The 20,682-nt window shown below is 54.9% G+C and carries 16 protein-coding genes; all 16 read right to left on the reverse strand.

The window, feature by feature from the left end; all coding sequences use genetic code 11:
* Positions 1–31: 31 nt before the first annotated feature.
* Positions 32–1,462 (reverse strand): radical SAM protein, encoded by a 1,431-nt coding sequence (locus HY896_05440; protein ID MBI5575789.1) that lies wholly within the window; start codon positions 1,460–1,462, stop codon positions 32–34.
* Positions 1,459–2,631, reverse strand: coding sequence for a hypothetical protein (locus HY896_05445; GenBank protein MBI5575790.1), 1,173 nt, complete (start codon positions 2,629–2,631; stop codon positions 1,459–1,461). Before HY896_05445 ends, HY896_05440 begins: the two co-directional genes overlap by 4 nt.
* A complete protein-coding gene (locus tag HY896_05450; GenBank protein ID MBI5575791.1) occupies positions 2,628–4,055 on the reverse strand; it encodes an oligosaccharide flippase family protein in 1,428 nt (475 codons plus the stop codon). Before HY896_05450 ends, HY896_05445 begins: the two co-directional genes overlap by 4 nt.
* Positions 4,052–5,350: a phenylacetate--CoA ligase family protein gene (locus tag HY896_05455; GenBank protein ID MBI5575792.1), complete on the reverse strand. Its 1,299-nt coding sequence runs from the start codon at positions 5,348–5,350 to the stop codon at positions 4,052–4,054. The genes HY896_05450 and HY896_05455 overlap by 4 nt, the downstream gene beginning before the upstream one ends.
* 39 nt (positions 5,351–5,389) lie before the next feature.
* Positions 5,390–6,454 carry a glycosyltransferase gene (locus HY896_05460; protein MBI5575793.1) on the reverse strand — a complete coding sequence of 355 codons (1,065 nt, stop codon included), beginning with the start codon at positions 6,452–6,454 and terminating at the stop codon, positions 5,390–5,392.
* A 33-nt stretch (positions 6,455–6,487) separates the two neighbouring features.
* Complete coding sequence (gene asnB / locus HY896_05465; GenBank protein ID MBI5575794.1) at positions 6,488–8,374, reverse strand: asparagine synthase (glutamine-hydrolyzing); 1,887 nt, start codon at positions 8,372–8,374, stop codon at positions 6,488–6,490.
* A gap of 3 nt (positions 8,375–8,377) precedes the next feature.
* Positions 8,378–9,502, reverse strand: a complete 1,125-nt coding sequence (locus tag HY896_05470) for a glycosyltransferase family 4 protein (protein ID MBI5575795.1) — start codon at positions 9,500–9,502, stop codon at positions 8,378–8,380.
* Positions 9,503–9,532: 30 nt separating this feature from the next.
* Positions 9,533–11,332 (reverse strand): hypothetical protein, encoded by a 1,800-nt coding sequence (locus tag HY896_05475; protein MBI5575796.1) that lies wholly within the window; start codon positions 11,330–11,332, stop codon positions 9,533–9,535.
* 29 nt (positions 11,333–11,361) lie between these two features.
* On the reverse strand, positions 11,362–12,789 hold the full coding sequence (locus HY896_05480) for an oligosaccharide flippase family protein (GenBank protein ID MBI5575797.1): 1,428 nt from the start codon (positions 12,787–12,789) through the stop codon (positions 11,362–11,364).
* Complete coding sequence (locus HY896_05485; GenBank protein MBI5575798.1) at positions 12,764–14,023, reverse strand: glycosyltransferase family 4 protein; 1,260 nt, start codon at positions 14,021–14,023, stop codon at positions 12,764–12,766. Before HY896_05485 ends, HY896_05480 begins: the two co-directional genes overlap by 26 nt.
* A gap of 5 nt (positions 14,024–14,028) precedes the next feature.
* Positions 14,029–15,294: an O-antigen ligase family protein gene (locus tag HY896_05490; GenBank protein ID MBI5575799.1), complete on the reverse strand. Its 1,266-nt coding sequence runs from the start codon at positions 15,292–15,294 to the stop codon at positions 14,029–14,031.
* An 88-nt stretch (positions 15,295–15,382) separates the two neighbouring features.
* Positions 15,383–17,086: a hypothetical protein gene (locus tag HY896_05495; GenBank protein MBI5575800.1), complete on the reverse strand. Its 1,704-nt coding sequence runs from the start codon at positions 17,084–17,086 to the stop codon at positions 15,383–15,385.
* A gap of 154 nt (positions 17,087–17,240) precedes the next feature.
* Entirely contained in the window at positions 17,241–18,047 is an 807-nt protein-coding gene (locus HY896_05500; GenBank protein ID MBI5575801.1) for a polysaccharide deacetylase family protein, read from the reverse strand.
* 10 nt (positions 18,048–18,057) lie between these two features.
* Positions 18,058–19,170: a glycosyltransferase family 2 protein gene (locus HY896_05505; GenBank protein MBI5575802.1), complete on the reverse strand. Its 1,113-nt coding sequence runs from the start codon at positions 19,168–19,170 to the stop codon at positions 18,058–18,060.
* Between the two features lie 13 nt (positions 19,171–19,183).
* Positions 19,184–19,999: an exosortase gene (gene xrt, locus HY896_05510; protein MBI5575803.1), complete on the reverse strand. Its 816-nt coding sequence runs from the start codon at positions 19,997–19,999 to the stop codon at positions 19,184–19,186.
* A 37-nt stretch (positions 20,000–20,036) separates the two neighbouring features.
* The gene (epsI, locus tag HY896_05515) at positions 20,037–20,681 is read right to left on the reverse strand and encodes an EpsI family protein (protein ID MBI5575804.1); all 645 of its coding nucleotides are present in this window, start codon (positions 20,679–20,681) and stop codon (positions 20,037–20,039) included.
* Position 20,682 lies beyond the last annotated feature (1 nt).

Here is a 20,682-nt window from a genome sequence, read left to right on the forward strand (position 1 = left end):
GGCATTGATGGACCGGCGTCTTCGGAAACCGTCAACCTCCCTTGAATAGTCCCAAAAAAAGTTTCGCGATCAGGATCGATCTTTCCATCAGGTTCAGGGTCTTCAGATTCAAATCCGGGATTTCGTTGAAAAGGAAAGACATTACCCTGCTCGGCTTCATGTAGAACCTGAAATATGCCATCTTCTGGAGTTTCCTCAACTCCTCATAGGTCCTTCCCTTCGGTATATAAGGGATCTGCTTCCCCAGCAGTCCGCCCGCGATGTCGAACCTTGAAAAGTCCCTGCTTTCGAACCCGTCATCTTTCGCTATTTGCGCCAGCTCCGTGCCCGGGAAGGGAGTGGCGATGCTGAAGGACGCGAAGCTCAAAGGCAGCCTCAGCGCAAGATTTATCGTTTCACGGGAGTCCGCTTTCGTTTCCGTCGGCAAGCCCAACAAAAAAGTTCCTCTCACCTTCAACCCGACATCGTTTGCGAGCTTTACGGCCCTTACATTGTCCTCGACCGTCTCTCCTTTCCGGATAACCTTCATGAGGCGTTCGGTCCCGGTTTCGATACCGAAATACAGCCCCTTGAAGCCCGCCTTCTTCATCGTTTCCAGAAGCTCCCTGTCGACCGTGTCTCCCCTCGCCGCGCAGTACAACGGGATTTTTTCGTTAAGCCCCCGTTCGATCAGCAGGGAGCAGATTTCGGTCACATGTTTCTTGTTGAACGTGAACGTATCGTCTGCGAACGATATTTTGTTTTTTCCGAAGACGTTCGTCAGGTATTCGACGTCTTTTACGACCCGTTCCGGGCTGTAAAACCTTATCTTGTAGCCGGTGACCGATCGGGCCGAGCAGAATATGCAGCGGTACGGACATCCTCTTGAAGCCAGCACCTGGAACCGGTATCTTTCCGCATTCGACGCGAAGAGATGATATGGAAACGGCGGAAGCGAATTCAGGTCCTGGATCGGCATGCGATCAGGCATATGCCTCACCGTCCCGTTGTCCCGGTAGGAAACCCCCTCGATCCCGTCAAGCGGAATATCCCCCCGCAGGGATTTCATCAGTTCGTACAGGGTGATCTCGCCTTCCTGCCTTACGACGAAATCCACCGATCCGTTTCCAAGGCATTCGCCGGGCATCACGGTGGGGTGGACACCACCGAGCACCACTTTCACATCCTTCGCGATTTTCTTCGCCATATCCGCGATCTGCATGGTCCTTTGAATGTGCATTGTGGTCGACGATATGCCGAGCACCCCGAATTTCCTGTCCAGGATGTACGATCTCAGGATGTTTTCGTCGACAGGGTCCACCTGCTCGTCGTATATCTCGGCTTCCACGCCTTTTTCATGCAGGTAGCCGGCGAGATATCCCAGGCTGAGCGGCACGATTATCGGAATCGCGTGCCGGTATTTTGCGAGGTTTCCCGTCCGCGGGGGGTTCGGATTGATCAGAAGGATTTTTTCGTAATTCATGTCTCTATGTCCGTCCCTTGTTTGTAGTAATCGGCTATTCCCCTGGAAATGGTTTCGCCGATCCCGCACAGGCTTTGCAGGGTCAAAAAACTCCGCCTGGCATGCTGGTTGATTTCCAGCAGCATCGCAACGCTCCCGAATTCCCTTGCGCACTTGCCCGGGAGCGAATATTTTCCCCAACTGCTTTCAGGGCCCCTTTTCGTTAACCCGTCCGCCCTGAGAAATATCGCCCTGTTCAGTTTTTTCCCATCCTGGTAGCGGATCGATCCGTGGAGGTGGGACCATATGTTCTCTTCGCATCCGTGGGGGCTGTGGAGGCTTATGCAGATGTCGACTTGCCCTTCTCCTGCGAAGGCCAGGACCTTCCGCCAGATCGCTTTCGCCTCGTCCATAAGCATTTCTCCGCCGCCGTTCCGGAAATCGATAGCGAGTATGCCGCCCGTGCGCGGATCCGTGCACCGGCCGTGATACGCGGCGTCCGGCATCGTCATCGGAATGACCAGGAATTCGGAAGTTCTTCTCAAGCGGACCGCCGCCTCATCCGTGGAAGCCAGGAAATCCACCAGGCCTTTGCATACCCACGAACCCGCCTGCTCCACTGCATGTTCCCGCGCGAACACCACGATTTTTTTCTTGCAGGCCGGCTCCGCCGCGAAATCGGAGACGGTGACGCAATCCAGTTTCCTCCCCTCCTTCGTGACCAGAATGGTCTCCCTCCGGACGAACGTGCTCCTTTCGACGAACTCAAGATATTTCTGGTGGTACGAGTAGGTGTAGGGATAGGAAAGGGATACCCACGCCTCGTTCCCTCCGTAGGCATGCCGGAACCGGAACGTCCTTCCCATCACGCATGCGTCGTCGACGGCATCATAGACATGGCTGTCCAGTTCGTTCGGATCGAGATAGGTTACGACAGGCCTGTAGCTTTTCCAGTGCGAGGGCATCCAGCTGCAGTTCGTTATGTCTATAGTGATGGTTTCGTCCCTGGCGTTCTCCAGTTTGAGGAGGAACCAATACCCGTGATGATCCGGATATTCATACATGGAAGGTTCGTCCGGCCTCATTTCGCATCGGAAATGCCCTGGAGCGATTTCCGAAACGTTATGGATGTTCGACGATTCGAAGCCGCATACAACCTGCGGTTTACTCTTGGCTTTTTCAGGCATCATTTGTTCGCCGCAGGGGCAGGCAGCAGATCCCTGAACATCTTCCTGTCCTGCTCTCCGAACTCCCTCAGAACCGCCAGGATGGCGAAATATGCTGCGTACAGAAAAAGGTATTTGATAAGGAGCAAGGCCCCGGATGCGGGAACGCCGGCGGAGATAAGGTACACGGCTGCGGACGACAGCAGCACGTTCACATAGGACCTTGCCTTCACCGTGTATTCGAAAAACCGGAACACGTAGACGATCGAGAACAGGCAGCAGGCGAACCCGACAGCCGTGGTGGCAATCGCCGCTCCCGCGATCCCGAACCTTCCGATCAACAGGTAGTTGAGAGTGACATCGGCCGCCACGACAATCATGTTGAAGTAAATGAAAACCTTCAAATCCCTCACGGCGAGGATGATCGTGTTCATGATGATCGCGATTCCTATGAAGGTAAGACCGTAAATAAGCACACCGAAAGCGGCGGACCCGCCGGAATACGCCCCTCCGTAGACAAGCGTGAGCAGTTCCCGGGACGTGGAATGAACGAGGAAGGGAAACGGGACGAGGAGGATCACGAGGTAGCGGAGCGTGCGGTTCGAGTATTCCGCCGCCAGTTCGTTGTTTCCGTCCGAAACCGCCTTCACGATGAGTGGAAAAAGCACGATGGAGACCGGGATAGTTACAAGGGTCGGTATCCTGGCCAGGTTCAGCACCGCGTTGTACAGCCCCGTGGCGAGGTTGTCCTTCAGCACCAGTTTTACCGCCACGAGGTCGATGTTCATGATCAACAGCATGGCGACCGTGAACATCGTCACCTTCACCGAATACGAGACCAGTTCCCGGCCGTCGAAATCCCCCTTTCCCGCCAGCGGCCTGCACATCCTGATGGAGAGAACCATGCAGGCGACGCCCGCCAGCACGAGCCCCCACACCGCCCCTTTAAGCGAGTAGCCGAGGTAGACGAGACCCGCCACGAAGAACAGTCTCGCCGCCCCGAATGCGACCGCGAGTATCGCCTGTTCCCTGAAAGCCCTTGCCCCGTTCAGGGCGGAGCTGTACACGATGTAAACGCCCGACACGACGATGAGGAGGGAGAGCAGGCGGAAATATTCCGCCAGGTGGCCGTCGCCCATCTCCGCCGCGATCAAGTCGGCGCCGCCGTAAAAAACCAGCAATGTCAGCAGGCTGAAGCCGTACTGAAGCCTCATCGAAAATCCGATGATCGACCGGCTCGCGCTTTCATTTTCCGCCACGAATTTCGATATCCCCTTGGAGAAGGATCCCCCGATGAGCCTTTCGAATATGAAATGAAATACGGTGATCAATCCGAAAATGCCGTACAGCTCCGGGCCGAGGGAACGTCCGACATACACCTGGAGCAGGTACCCCGACATGAAAAAGAACCCCTGGCTCGACAGTATGTAAATCATCCCCTTCGTCATTCCCCGCCCCCGGCATAATCCAGGATCCTGCTCTGAAGACCGGGAACGACCTTCGACATGACCGTCCGGATCTTTCCGCTTGCATCCCGGGGCAACGCATCGAGAAACGCCATCTCCACTTTCAGCCGGTTGCCCGTGATTCGTCCGACTTCCTCCGCGATCCTCCCCGGTGTGCTTTCGGAGAACCTCTCCCCTTTCACGATCTGCATGACGATCGATTCCCTTCGTTCCTGGATCACGCGGTATTGCGCGACCTCGTGGAAAGACTGCATCAGGATCACCAGGAAGCAGGATGCGACGATCTTCCCGTCCGGAAGCACGATGAAGTCGTTCGCCCTGCCCTTAATGCTTTCCATGAGCGGCAGTGTCCTGCCGCAGGAACACGTTCCGCCGGACGGCACGCATATATCCCCCGCCTCGTAGCGGATCAGCGGCATCGTGTACGTGTAGAGGTTCGTGCAGACCAATCTCCCCCTCTCGCCCGGCGCAACCGGCCTGTCGCTCTCATCGAGGAATTCCATTGCCACGGCATCGCTGTTGACGTGGTATCCCTCCTTCGCCGGGCACTCCCAGGCGATATCCCCGGTCTCCACCAGGCCCAGGACGTCGTACACCTTCGTCTTCATCGCCGCTTCGATGAGCGCTCGCGGCTGCTTCTCCAGCGCCTCGGCCGACGAAAACACCGCCTTTGGGCGGATGTCCGCGATTCCGCCTTCCTTGATGGCAAGCGCCAGGAGCGTGAGGTTCGAAGGGTAGCCGTAGACGATGTCCGGGCGGATGCGCCTCAATGCATCTGCATGCTTCTCCGCGGAATCGAAGACGGACAGATAATAACGCCTGAGTATCCCGTAATCCTGGAACCAGTACTTGCCGTCCGGGAACCTGTGAGGATTGATGATGTAGGCCGTCTTGTCGGTCAGCCTGAATCCTCCGGCCAGGAAGATCCGAAGGTTGAGAAGCCGCTGAAAATCCCTTTCCCGCGCGTTCACGAAAAACCGGAGGGGAGTTCCCGTCGATCCGCTCGTGTTCTTCACTATGCACTTCGCGGGATCGATCCCCCTTGAAAGCAGCTCGCCCGGCAGGGCCGCTTGTATGTCCTTTTTATTCGTGATGGGGATCTTCGCAAGATCTCCTGTTTCCCTGATATCGTCGGGGGTAAGGCCCGCTGCGTCGAACTTTTTCCTGTAGAAAGCGACGTTTTCGAAGGCATGCCTGACGATCGACCTGAGCTTCGCCGACTGGAGCGAATGCAGCTCGTCCCTCGACAGGTATTGCGCCCTGTCCAGGTTTCTCAACGCTAACAACGACTGAAGGATTATGTCGGCGCGCCCGGACTAATGAGATGCCTGCAGGTATCCGTCGATCAGGCCGTTCCAGGATTCCGTCATGTGCGGTATCGAAAATTCGCGTGAAACCTTATCGAACCCTTTTTCCCCCATTGTTTGCGCCATCCCGGGATCGGCCAGCAGCAGCTTCAGTTTCTCCGTCAAGGTCTTTTCGTCTCCGGGTCGGAACATAAACCCGTTCTCCCCTTCGACGACCAATTCCGGAGTCCCTCCCGTGTCCGTCGCGACTACGGGAATCCCCGCCGCCATGTATTCGAGGATCACGTTCGAAAGGCCCTCGTACCGCGACGTCAGCACGCCCACCGAAAAGCTTTCGACCACGCCCTGAACTTCCCTGCATTCCCCCATGAAACGGACTTTTTCGGCGACTCCCAGCTCCGCGGCCGCTCGCTCGAGCTCCGCCCTGCAGGGTCCGTCTCCGACTATGACCAGCCTCTCCTGCAATCCGGGAGGAAGGCCTGCGAACGCCCTGATAAGAGTGCCTATATCCTTCACGGCGACGAGCCGCGCCACGATACCGACGGTTTTATGGCCGTCGTTTTTCGCCGCGGCCGAATCGCCGGTTATCCTCACTCCGTTATGAATGACGCGCGTCTTCGTCTCGACGCACAGCCCCAGTTCCGACAGTCTCCTTGCAGCCGAATGGCTGTTGCACACGATGAAATCGGATATTCCATGCATCGATTTCATGAAAAGATCGCGCACCGCCCCCTGCTTCTGCGGCAGGCTCCTGATGCTGCAGCCGATCACGGGCACGCCCGCCAGCTTCGCGGCCAGCCGTCCCCACATGTCCGCCGTCGGAAGAAAAGTGGTTACGATTTTGGGTCTCGTCTTCCGGAGAAACCTGTAGAGCCGCAGGAAGAACCCGGGATCGATTTCGCTTTTCTTATCTACCTGTATGACGTTCACTCCTGCCGAGCGGAAATCATCGATCATCGTCAAAGGCTCGCGAAATACGATCAACGTATACGGAGAGAGCCCCCTTCCCCCGATTGCCTGCGCGATCAACAGAAGCTGCTTTTGAGTGCCGCCACATTCAAGCGTGTCGATCATGAAGCATACGTCTCCCCAGGATCGCATCGAAATTCATCCAATGCCTTGATAACGATGCGCCCGGGTCACGAACGTGTCCATCCACGTTTGAAACATGAGTATTGTCCACAGCCGCTCGGCATGATCGAACGTCCCGCCGACGTGATCGTCTATCATCCTCTTCACACGGTCTCTTTCGAGATAATCGAACGCGGGGTGGTTGGCGCTGCCGTGCAGGTCCATCATCATCCCGCGCAGGTCTTTCCGGAACCAGTCCGTCAAAGGCACGCCGAATCCTTTTTTCGGACGATAGACGACGTCGCGCGGCACCAGGGTGGCCGCAAGCTCTTTCAGGATCCTTTTCCCGCCGTTGCCGCCATCGGTTTTCCATTTGTCGTCGAGCGACACGGCGAATTCGACCAGTTTATGGTCCAGGAGCGGGACCCGCGACTCCAGCGAATGCGCCATGCTCATCCTGTCGACCTTCGTCAGGATGTCCTCCGGCAGATAGGTTTTTATGTCCACGAGGCCGAGTTTATTAAGCGACACCGTTTTCGGCGCCGCTCCGATTTCGCTGAACGCGCGCTGGAAAAATCCCGTTGTCTTTCCCCTGATCTTTTCACCCAGGATGTTTTCGAACGGGTTCACGAAAATCCCAACCCCTGCCCTGTAACGATCCGCCGGGTCGAGCAGGGCACGGTTGGCCGCTCTTTCCATCCTCAAGATAAAATTGTTGCGGAAAGGACTGCGTGAGAAGAGTACCGCTGCCAGACGCAATCCTCCATCGCCTGCCGCCGTCCTCAAACGCTGCAGATCAAGTTCCTTGAAGTAGCGGGTGTATCCGCCGAACAGCTCGTCCCCGCCGTCTCCGGAATGCGTCATCGTTACGTGTTCGCGCGCAAGTTCGGAAACGAACCAGGTCGGTATCGCGGAGCTGTCGGCGAACGGCTCGTCGAAATGCCAGGCAAGGCGGGGCAGCAACGCCACCGCATCCGGCGTAACGACGCGGAAATGGTGATCGGTCTTAAGGTGGCGGGCGACCGTCTTCGCATATGTCAGCTCGTCGTACCTCTCGACCGGCGATCCGATCGAAAACGTCTTCAACGGGGCCGACAGGTGCCGCTGCATGTGCGCGCACACCGTGCTGGAATCGACCCCTCCGGAAAGGAATGCGCCGAACGGAACATCACTCACCAGCCGAATCCTGACCGCTTCGTCGACAAGTTCCGCCAATCGGCCCGCAGGATCTTCGATGGAAAGGACTTCATCGCCGGGGTCCCAATATAATCCCCTGTCGCTATGGCTCACGCTTACCTCGAGCCACTCGGCAGGCAGCAGTTTTCTTATGCCGCGGAATGGAGTGACCGGAGAGGGGACGTATCCGAACGTGAAATAATCCGCAATCGCTTCGGCATCGATTTCGGGAAGGGATCGGAACAGCGGAAGGATCGCTTTCAGTTCGGAAGCGAAGGCGAAGAATTCCGGGCCGTCATAATAATAAAGCGGCTTGATCCCGAGGCGGTCCCTGCAAAGGAACAGCTTCTTTCGCCGGTCGTCCCATATTGCGAATGCGAACATGCCGCGGAGGTGACCGGGCATCTCGAAGCCTTTTTCCTCGTAAAGGTGAATCAGCACTTCCGTATCTGAATTCGACCTGAAAACGTGGCCTTTATTTTCCAGGCCGGCCTTCAATTCCTTGAAGTTGTATATTTCGCCGTTGAATACGACCCAGACCGTTCCGTCTTCGTTGCTCATCGGCTGTTGCCCGGTGCTGAGGTCGATGATCCTCAGCCTGCGGTGGCCCAAACCGATTTCGGAGAATATTTCCTGTCCGCCCTCGTCGGGGCCGCGGTGGAGCATCGTATCGGTCATCTCCGTCATAAGCTCCGGAGATGGCCGCTTGCCGGTTCCCCTGTACCAGATGCCGCAGATACCGCACATGGCTTACTTCTCAAGCACCTCGCGGTAAAGATTCGCGTACTGCCCCGCCACCGAATCGAGGCTGTAATTGTTCCTGATCAGTTCCACGTTGTTCGCCGAAAATATCTTCATCGACGCCGGATCCCGGATCATCGCCCTTATCGCATCCGTCAACGACCCGGCATCCCCGGCACGGACGACGAAGCCGTTACGGCCGTCCTCGACGACATCCGGCATTCCACCGACGTTCGTGACGATGACGGGCAATCCGCAAGCCATCGCTTCCAGCAGGGAATTCGGCAGACCTTCGCTCACCGATGGTTGTATGTAAATACCCGCTTTCCGTAATACGTCTCCAACATCGTCCCTTTTGCCGAGGAAGGATACGCAATCGGCCAGATCCATCGTCCTCGCAAGATCCATCATATTGCGCTCTTCCCTGCCGGATCCTACGATGTCCAATGTGATATCCGGGAATTCGCTTCTCAGGGACTTCAGCGCTTCGAGGAGAAAACCGATTCCCTTCTCCTTTACGAGCCGGCCGGCGAAAACCAGCCGGTATCTCCTTTTTTCCCTTCCTTCCGGATCCGGGTAATACCTTGCGGTGTCCACTCCGTTCGGGAAACGAACGATCCGGTCACCCGGGTATCCCAATTCCACGAGCCTTTTCCTTATCTCATCGCTGACAGCTATGATACGGTCGGACGCAAACAGTATGTTACGCATTAGGGAAGGATAGAAACCGTCCGGTTTCAGGAAACCCCTGTCCATTTCCCACCAGCCGCTTATCTTCAACAGGGTGGGCTTTCCCAGGAATTTCGAAACCAGCAGAGGGAGCAACATGTGGGTGCCGCCGATGTGAAAGTGAACGATGTTCCTCGTTCCGCGATTCCTGATCAGGTTCCAGGAATATCCCAGGTTCAACATCAATCCGCCGATCAGGCTGATCCGCGGGTAATCGACCCTATGAACATCCAGGCCGTCGACGACTTCATCCTTCCTCAACTCCCGGGTGCTCATTCTCGTGAGAACTGCGACCTCGACGTTCATTTTCCGAAGGGCCTTCGACAGATGAAGCGCCTGTATTTCGGTCCCTCCCATGACCGGGAAAAATTCCGGCAGGACCATCAATACGTTCAAATTAGTCATTTCGGGAATATGCGCAGGGTGTGAATCGGCTTACTTGATTTTCGTTGATATGTTGCGATGCCAGATGTTGAGGTAATACAAACCCCACAGGAACATTCCGGCGTCGATCCGGTTTTCGACATGGTTCCTGAAAATGCTTTTCAGCTCTTCCTGTTTGACGATTTTCAAAACAAGGCCGCTTCCGTCGAACAAAACCTCGGCGATCCTTCCCGAAAACGGTTTCGAATTGCGTATCCAATGCGATATCGGGACCCCGAAGCCGTGTTTTTTCTTGTATAAAATCTTTTCCGGAACGAAACCCGTCATGGCGACCTTGAAGGCGTGCCTTTTCTCCCTTCCCTTCAGTTTCGCCCAGCACGGCAGCCGGCAGGCATCATCGACAAGAGCGTCGCCGAGCATCGGATAAAGTATCCCAACGCCGTTGATTCTTCCGGCCATGCCGACCTTTACGAGATCGTTGTCTCCCAGCGTGTGATACATATCGATATGAAGGAGGCGGTCGAGGTCATCCCCGGCGTCCGCTTCCGAATAGTAATTCGAAAATATTTCCAGGCATATTTCCGGGTTGATCGCTTCGGCGAATTCCTTCCGGAATGCGGACGGGAAAATCTTGTATGCAAACGCGTCCTCGAGATAATAACGTTCCGGGTTCTTCCGGTCCGCCCGTTCGAGAATCCGCTGCGCCCTGCCGAGCAATGGGAAATCCAGCACGGATGCCGAATACCCCGCGCCTTTCATGCACAGCTTCCTCAGGAAACCCGGAACCGATTCGTTGAACCTCGAATACAGGTACTCGCTCGCATAGCGCTCGTTACCGCCGAATATCTCGTCTCCGCCGTCCCCGGCGATCATGTATTCCACGCCCGCGAGCGACGCTTCCTCCACGCATTTGCACGTAGCAAGAAGGGACGGGTTCCCGAGCGGCTCGTCGAACCGCTTCGCGAGCGTTTCGGAAAACCGCCACGCGTCTTCCATCGAAAACGGAATTATTTTATGATCCGCATCGAAGGTTTTTGCCGCCAACGATGCGTATTCCAGTTCGTTCCAGCGGTCTTCGCTGAAACTGACCGAGAACGCGGGGAATCCCGGCCCTGATATCCTGGAACTAAAACCGAGAAGCGTGCTGGAATCCGTCCCCCCGCTGAGGAAACATCCCGCTTTCGAATCTCCGACCCAGGACAGCCTTTCACCGACGCTTCTCTCGATCCCTGCACGTATTATTTTCCCGAGGGAATCGATGTCGCCTTTCAATTTCTCCCTGAAGGAAAACCGATGATACCGGCGGACGCTTGCGGATCCGTCTTTTATGACGATGCATCTCCCCCCGCCGAGCTTTCCCATCCCGCGCTGCATGCTCATCTCCGCGGGAACGCAAAGGAGATCGAGATACGCGAACAAGGCATTCGGATCCGGATCGAACGAGATACGGAGGTACTGCAACAGATCGGCGATCGAAGGGGAAAAATGGATCCTGCCTGCGTGCTCAAGCCAGTACAGCCAGTTGATCCGGAACCTGTCGACGGCGATGACGGCTTCCTTCCTCTCGTCGTCCCAGACGAAAGACCATACCGGCTTGCGTATATCCAGCAGGTACTCGTGTCCGCGGCAGGAAAAATCATCGAGCCATCGATCGGCTTCTTTCTCTTCGATCGGCAGGCCGCCGAAAGCTCCGAATTTCCCCTTTCTCGAAGGAACCGTAATGATTTTGTCATGCGCATCGGAGGACTTGCCATCGGCACCGTGTAGAAACGAAAAGGGGACGCCGTCGACGGAAGCGGGGTGGGTTTTACTGCACTGCGCGATGGAAACCGATCCGACGAACGATCTCAAGGAACGCGAAATATTTTCCGGGGCAAGCTTCATTTTGCGAACCGGCTCGTTATTTCCGCTCGAAACCGTCCTATCATCGCAAAGGAACAGGCGAACCACAGCAGGAATCCGGCCACGGTTCTCACGGCGATCGATGTCCAGGATATCTGTACGGGAATGAACCGAAGGCCGACGAACATCAAGAACGACGGAATCATGTAATAAGCGATTTTCCCGATCGTATCGATTCGGCCCAGCGCCCTGATCGTGTACAGGCCGATGATGCACAGCAGGGCTTCGGCGACCAGGGTCGCGATCGCGGCCCCGAGAATCCCTTTCGACGGAATCAACCAAAGATTCAACGATATGTTGACGATCGCCACTATACCCATCAGGAGAGCCATGGTCCTTGTTTTTTTGGCGACGAACAATTCCCCTGCCGCCACAGTGAAAATCCCGTAAAGGAACCCCCCCAGCATGACCGGCGAAATGATCACGGCGGCCTCGGCGTATGCCTTCGACGCCATCAAAATGAAGATCTCCTTTCCGACGGACATGAAGCCGAACGTCACCGCCGAACCGAAAAGGCAAAACCAGATCGTGGTGTCCCTGATGAATTCCTTGCCCGCTTTCTCACCCTGCCTGCTCGATATCTCCACCACCATCGGATAGATCACCAGGGTGACCGACGCCACCATGATGCTCTGTATGTAATATGTCAGGTTGTACGCGGCGGAATACGTGCCGACGGAGTTGCTTCCCATGTAATATCCGATCAGATACCTGTCCAGGAACATGAGCGCCTGGTTGGTAAGCTCATAAAACGCCAACGGGAAGCCGAAGGAAAGCATTTCCCGGAATGAAACTTTTCTGAAATGTTTCAGGCTTGCCTGCCCCTTTTCCTCCTTGAGGAATATGCAGACGAGCACGAACAACGAAGCGACGACGAACCCCGCGAACAGCCCGTACACGGTCCTGTTTATGTACGACAGGACGATGACGGCAAAGATGATCTGCAGATACTTGGTGGCGATTCCCGCGATGTTGTAACGGGCGACCTGCTGGAGGATTCTCATCTTGTTGAACAATATCGATTTGACCGTTTCCATCAGAACAAGCGCTGACACGATGGCCGCCAGGATAAAATACCTGGAATCGTTTTCCGCTCTCGACACCACGAAAGCAGCGATCATCAACGACCCTGTCAGCAATACGGCGATTCCCGAAGACCCGAACAGCGCGGTGCTCAGCACCGTGGAATTTTCGTATTTGTCCGAGTACCAGTACCTGACGAGCGATTGTTGAAGGCCGCACTTGCCGAAAATCACCATGATCGTCACGGTGAGATTCACCAGGCTCATCACTCCGTAATCCGAGGGGGACAGCATGCGCGTGAAAACCGGGAAGGAAACCAATCCCGCCAGAATTATTACGACGTTCCCGAACGAATAGCTAAATACTTGCGTTAACGTTTTCACGCCTGAAATTCCTGTTATGGAATCCGTTCAATATCTCTATGAATTCTTCGACGTTCTTTCCGACATCGAAATGCTCTTCCACGAATCCGCGCCCTTCTCTCCCCATATGTTTGCCCGAATCCGGATCCCGGTGGATTTTTTCCAGGGCATCGGCGAGCTCTTCCGGATCACCGGAATCGACGAGAAACCCGGTTTTCCCGTCGATGACGACTTCAGGGATCCCGGAAACGTTCGTTCCTACCACGGGGATCCCGCATGCCATGGCTTCCAGCACGACGTTGGGGATGCCGTCTCTGTCTCCGTTCGCCGATATGACGCTCGGCGCCACCAGGGCGTCGCTCGCCTTCATCGTGGCGATCGTTTCCTTGTGCGGGACACGCCCCGCGAATATCACTGCTGCATATTCGCCGATCCCGGCGGCCTCCCGCTCCAGTTCCTCGCGAAGAGGCCCGTCACCGATGATGATCAGGCGGGTTTTGATCCCCCTGGCCCCCAGGATACCGACGGCCTTTATCAAATATACAAACCCTTTCTGTTCCACAAGCCGGCCGACCGCGACAAGATGAAAACCCGGATCGCTTTTTCCATTCGAACGAATTTCATCTATCCAGGAAAAATCCAGTCCGTGATAGTTGCGAATGATCTTGCATCGATCCTCTTCCCTGCAAACCGAGCGCAGATATTCCATGTTGTACGAGGTGCACGTGACCACCCCGTTTGCACAGGATATTTTTTCCCGAAGCTGCTCCGGCCTGGATAAATAGACATCCCAGGCATGCGCCGTGACGGTAAACGGGATCTTCGTCAAGGTTTTAACCACAACGGCCATCGCAGCGGGAATCGTCGCCCAATGGGCATGGAACACTTCCGACTTCGTTTCGATTTTGCGGGCGTAAGAAACGGTCTTGGGAAACACCGCAAAGGCCTTCAACAGCTCCAGGGGATTATTCCAGTACAACTTTACGAGAGCGGCGGATGCCGCCATATATCTGCAAGGCCTGCCGAAAAACATGATCAGGTTATCCTTGATCAACTCCTTGTCGAACAGAAAAGGAGAATAACGGACGATGTGCTTATGCTTCATATACAGGTTTTGAATCTCTTCCGGTGGGGTCTTAAGGGAATAGATATTTATATTGACCTTGTTCCTCAACAACGAGTCGATCTCGCGGGCAATGAACGTCTCGTGAAAATCGGGATATTGGGAAATGATGTAGGAAATGTTGCCGATCAATGCCGTCAACTCGAAAAACGGTAAATGGAGGACGCCTTGGCGGGAACGGCCTTTTGTTCTTCCTGCCCCTGCATTGCGAGCAATTTCAGCATCATTCCCGAGATGATCCAGATATATCCGGTCAATTCTTCACGTATGAACCTGTCTCCGAACCAATTGGCAATGGAAACGGATATTATGAAAGAAGTATAAGATGTGGACCAGTTTTTGGCCCAACCGGTCGAAATTTTGGATAATTTGTTTCCTTTTACGATAAGGGACAATATCAATACGAAAAACACAATGCCTCCGATGAACCCCAGTTCTGCCATATAACGCAGATACATGTTGTGGCTTACCTTCGGCCAACCGGCAGGCATGCTTATATAGTCGGTTATGCGATCCGAGAAATTATCCGGACCCACCCCTATGAAAGGATGGTCTGCGGACATTTTCAATGCGCCACCCCAAAGGATCAGTCTGCTTTGTGCGCTTGCATCCTTTTCCACCTTGTTGCTGTCGGTGAGCGAGTCGAACCTTGTCTTGACCGATGTCGGAGCCCAAATCGGGATCGTAATGGCCGCTATCAACAGGACCACCCAAATCAACTTGCTTCTCCTCAAACCGAACCAGAAAACGCCGCCCGCAAGGCCTACGTATGCTCCCCTCGAAAAACAGAAAAGGCAGGCGAACAACGTGACGGCCCCTCCGAATATCGCAGCAGCCTTGACCATCGAGGTCCTGCTCTCGAAATACCAATACAGGAACCAGAAAAAATTCATGGTCAGAAAGGCGCCAAGATCGTTTTCGCCCCCTTCTCCGAACACGCCTCCGTACTTCATCCAGTCTTTGAAAAAAACGTTCCGATATTCATAAGTATTTTTCAATAATTGTATTGCCACAATTAAAGTGGCGATTGAAACTATCAATGTAATCGTATTGAATTCCTTCTCGCTGCTTACCACCCTGTACGCAACGAAGACCAGCAACATCAAAAGAAAATATCTCTTCCACATGACGATAAATTCGAATTGGCTGAATACGTTAAGATTGATGGCGGATGAAACGATGGATATCAGGAGGAATACTACAAGCAGGATCCGTACTGTCTTATAATCCTTGCACATGATCGTCTTCCTGCTGAACATCGCGCCTAATATCAAAAGCATAAGTATGTTAATCGGATTTAATCCTTCCCCCAGAAACTTGTCGTACATGTAGCTTTGAAACGGAAGGCACACCACCAATGCGTACAACAGCAGTATCGAAATATTGGTCGATTTGTCGCTCATGATTTTATCAAACGGTAGTAAACATGGTGTTGGGGCGGACTCGAAATACGGAGTGCGGGATTTAACCGATTCTTCTTATGGGAAATGCCTATCTTTCTATCAGGTACGATTCCACGATGCTGTTGCCCGAATCCGGCAATTCGCCCCAGTTCGAGCTGAAGATAACTTTCGTCCCGCTTCGGTTCACGGTCGCATGGGGCTCGGCCCAATAATCGCCCGTCAACCTTGTGGGGCTTGTCACATGGCTTCGCGACTGCGCCAGCCGTTCCACCTGCTGGCTGCCGTCCAGTTTCAGCCAGATCACGTCGTTCTCATACAGATCATATTTCGTATCCGGCCAATATGATTTGTATGTAGGCCGAGGCGGGTTTCCGCCCGGATCGCCCGTCGCCATGTAACTAACCAATGCCCAGCCGGGGCGCCCCGTTGCTCGCATCGATATGTGCAGGCTCTGCCAGTTGCTCGTCACGCCGTCAGACATCCTGGTTTCCAGGACTTTCAACGACGCCACGGTGCCGTCGGGATTTATCCGGTATTTCGTGATGTAGGGTTTGTTCGCCGAAAGACCCGTAGTCACGTATACTTCGGTGCCGTCTTTGTCGTACCCGACGTCCGCATGGTCCGTCTCCGTGCAGACCTGGCGAATCCTGTTGAAATTCCGGTCATGCAGCCAGACCCCTCTGTCGGATGCGGTGCCGGGAGTGCCGTAATTCATCAGTATGAAATTCCCGGAGGGAGAAACCGTGACCCAGTCGACTCCGACATCGATGCGCGTCCCCACTTTCGCTCCCGTCTGGATATCGAGGAGGAAAAATTCATATTGGCCGTTCGGAAGGGTCCCTCGCAGCGCCATGTATCTGCCGTCGTTCGACAGGTTCCCTTCCGCGGTGCCAGACAATCCGACGTATTCCGGGAAAGCGTACAGCGTCGTGATGGCATCCGTAGTTATGTCGTACTGCCTCCATTGGCATGGAGAAGTTTTCGTATGGTAATAAAACGCGTTCGGGTTCGTCTTGTGCCAACGCGGCTCTCCGTCTATCCCCCCGATGCTTAACAATCGTTTTATCGGCAGCCTGGTCGCGGCGTTGAAGATGTAAAAGTACGATCCGGGACCGTACAGCATGAACACGGATTCGTCCGCATTGTACGGGTCCACCTTCGAATATTCGGGAACGTATTTCGTTCCCCCGTCCGCAACGGAGTCCGTCAACCGGATCAGCGTCGTCCCCGACGTCGCCTCGCTCGTGCGGATCCTCAACCCGGGTTTGGAAACGGTCGATTCGGGATATCCGAACGCGGGCACAAAGGAAGATGCGCTTCCCAGGTCGCTCCCGGCTGTGTCGCGAGCGGAATATCCGTACACCGGGAAATCCGCCGAGGTTACGTTTGTAGCCAAAGGCAGCCGTATTTTTGCGGTAAGAAACGTTCCCGGCCCGAATCCCGACGAACTGGCCACGTTCAAGACCAGCCTTCCGGGTGTAGCCCCGAACTCGGGGCTGTAAGATGCGTTGACGGTAGCTCCCGCGGGCTGGCTTTGAAGAACATCGGCAGCGATCGCGCCGGTTCCGTCCACATCCACGGACGCTCCCGCCGGCAAATCGACCGTCACGCCGACATTGCCGAAACGCGTCGTGCCCGGAGCGGAGTTGTTGAAGTAATAGACGGCGACCTTCTTCGCCGTCATGGAAAGGTTGACGGGTCTTGCGGGAATGATATCCGCGCCGTCCCCGCCGGAGCTGAATATCATCGGGAACAGAAGGACAAACAACGCCGCAACAACGATCTTTTTCATGATCGACAGAGCCAATCCCGGAAATTTTTGTAAATATCGGTTACAAAATCGTATGCCATGCCCGGGTTTTCCTCCAATATCGAACCTGAAATCATTTACTTTCAATTTACATACCAATTAATCCGGTATTTCGAGGTTGGGACCGATCCGCAATTCAATGGTTTTTTCCCAGTACAACCTCCCTGAAACGATCGTAAAGGTCATTACCGAGGATCGTCTTCGCCGATCCCGCAATGTAATTCCGCAGGATATCGATCCGCAACGGGCCGGCCAGCATGATTTTCCGGAAATCGCCGATCTTAAGCCCGTTTTTTACGGGAATCCTTCCGAGATCGAGCGCCGAATCCTTTTGCGAGTTTCTTTTCAAGCGCGAGTTGCAAACCGCTTTGTACCCTGCCTCTTCGGCAATGTTCGCGATCCTGCGCGTTATTCGTCCCCCGGGCGGCGAAAAGGAGGTTATCGCCTCGCCCAGGCAATCCTCGAGGAAACGCTTCGAACCCTTCAATTCGCAGTTGATATCATGTTCGTCGAGGTCCGTCAAATACCGGTGTGCCACCGCATGGGATCCGATGCCCATGCCGCTCGACCGCAATTTGCGGATCCGCTCCGCGGTCAGCCACCCTGAACTCCCAGCATTTCCGGTTGTGATGAAGAATTCCGCCTTGTATCCGTATTTCAACAGCAGGGGAAGCGCGACCGTTTCATTGGTAACATGCCCGTCGTCGAAGGAAAGCAGCACGGGATTTTCGGGAAGATCGTTTTTTCCGCCTATCCATCCGAGGAAATCATTCACAAGTATAGACTGGAAATTGCGCTCGCGCAGGTATGCCAACTGCTCTTCGAAAGAATCCGCCGTGATGACGTAGATTTTCTCGCTCTCGTTCCACGATCCCATCGAACGTTCATCCGGTTCGACGGCATGGTAGAGAAGGAAAGGAACTTCTTTCTCCTTGCCGGTCATGGCATGCCGTTCATTTCCAGGTGACTTTCTGCCGCCCGGAAAGGTACACGGGCAATGCGATAAACGCGATCACGTTGAGGAACACGAATGCCTTGATCGGAGACAACAGCCTGGTCTTGAGCCTGACGGACAGCAGGGCGAGCAGGTAGAAAACGACTTGCATCCCGAAGAACACGGCATAGATATCGCGATCCAGAAGGCAGGCATTCGCGAAAAAAAGCGCGAGCATCAGGAACGGGACCGCCAGTCTCAGGGCCTTATGGGAAACGAATTGAAAAACGACGCGGTTTTTCCACGGAAGAAACAACCACGGGAACCGCACATACGCCTGGTAATTCCCCGATAACGTCCTTATTTTCCTCCACATCTCGTGCCGGGAACTGTCGGCGGGATGGTCGAACGCCACGGCACTCTCTTCGAACACTACCCTCTTGCCGCGCTTCACGACGTTCATCGGAATCACGAAGTCATCGAGAAGCGTGTCTTCCGGTATCTTCCCGAAAAGTTCTCTCCTTATGGCATAGATCGCGCCCGTCGTTCCGCACGTCGAGTCGTATGCGGCCTCGCACTTCCGCAGATATTTTTCATATCTCCAATAGAATGCGACGCCTTCCGTGAACGTCCCTTCATCCTCGTTTTCGATGACGAGTTCCCCGCTCACGGCTCCGACGTCCGGGTCCGTGAAATTGGACATCATCATCCTCAACGATTCCTTGTTCCACTTCTGCCGGGCGTCCGACAAAACCACGAACTCGTCGTCGATCTCCGGGATCAACATGTTGAGGATCGCGGGTTTCCCTTTCGATTCATCGGCTCGGAAAAGAGCCACTCCCCGCTCCGAGAAGGACCGGACGATGTCTTCGGTCCGGTCGACCGAAGCGTCGCTTGCGACGATGATTTTCATTTTCCGCGGCGGGTAATCCATCCCGAGCAGGTTTTCAATCTTCGCCCCGATGTTTTTCTCCTCGTCCTTCGCTATCACGATGACCGTTACCGGAGGCGTGAAAGAACCCTTTTTCACCGGGCGGGGCCGAATAGAAGACAGCATGCCGATCAAGACCGGGTAACCTGCGAAGGAATATGCCATTATGAGAGCGGACGCCCAGAACAGTATTTCGAACAACCCTCGTTATCCCTTACAGCGAGTCTCTGATCTTTCGCAACAGAACGCCGATCAACAAGATGACGAAGGCCCCGGCGGCAAAAACAAGCCATCCTGAAAAATCATGGAAAAAACCTTCGGCAGCCTTTTCCCCGTACCGGTTCGAAAGAATTCCCGTGGCGAAGATCCTCAATGAATTCGTACCGACCGATACCGGCACGGATGAAACGAACAAAACCGCGCCTAATGCAATCCTCAAATTAAGGAAATAGGAAGCTACGGTGGCGAGGGCCATGAGGGACATCAACGAGCGTATCCCCGAACAGGCGTCCGCGACTTCCAGCCGGATGTTCGGAAGCATGATGATGTTGCCGTCCCTAAGGACCGGGATCCCGACGGCGGACAGCGCATGCTCCCCGATCCACGACGCGGCCATCTTGAGCGGGAATGCTATTGCGTCATAGAGAATATACGGGATGGGAACCATGAAGAAGAGGAACATCAGCGGAAAAAGGCAAAGCAGGAACCCCTCCTTTCCGAACATTATGAAGAATATCCCGGAAAGCAGGACCACAATGGAGCTTCGCATCGTGAAATATTCTCCGCCCGCTTTCCCCACTATCAGCATCGCAAGGCCGCAGACAACGAGAAACAGCCCTGCCGTTGCGGAGCTTTCCGGCCGGAGCAGCCTCAGGTCCCGGCTTTTTTCGTGGATCAGATATGCGGAAAAGACGGGAACGAGGAAGCCATGCGAGAAATTGGGATCCTTCCACCAGTCGTGGACCATCCTGGGAACGACCGTCCAGTAAAGGGACACTACCCCCAGCCCGAGCAATGCCAGAGCGAACATGCTGCCCCGATCAACAACTCGATCGCCGTTCATCCGCTCAGTCGGGTACGACTCGGGGAATTGCCGGATAGGCGGCAGATACGAAATCCTCGAGCCGCTTCATGGCCGACTTTTCCGTAGCCGCCGAGGCTCTCATGGAAAAGCGGACGAGCGCGCCGTCGCTTCTGTTCCTGAAGATCGCATCCGTTATGAGGCATACCTTCTCCATGTATTCGTTCGCGATGGCGCGGCCTCTGGACTGGTACCAGTAGATGACCACCTCCCTGTCCTGCCCTTTCGCGAAAACGTACCGGTTCGCCCGTATCTCCCTTAAATTCGGAGTGGCGACCTTTATGGCGACCACATCCCTTCTCAGTGGGGTGAATCCGCTCCCCGGGTAGCAGTTGCGGGGGGAATGCGGGACCGAGCCTTCCTTCTGGTTCCTGTAATAACCGATGTAAAGCCAGATCACTTCCTTACCGTCCGTGTAACGCCGCACCAGGTAATCGTCCACACCGAGATTTTCGAGGATGCTGTTCGGAAAGCGCTGGTCGGTGCTCTCGAATCCCGAAACCGTTTTCGGGAATGACGAAATCGGATCGCGCCGGACGGCGGCCTGGGACCGGTTCAAGAACAGGTTGACGTAACCCGAAACCAGCGCCACCGCAACAGCCGCTGCGACCAGCGAACGTTTCGGCGGCATG

The organism is Deltaproteobacteria bacterium (assembly GCA_016218975.1).
GTDB lineage: Bacteria > Desulfobacterota > Deferrimicrobia > Deferrimicrobiales > Deferrimicrobiaceae > JAENIX01.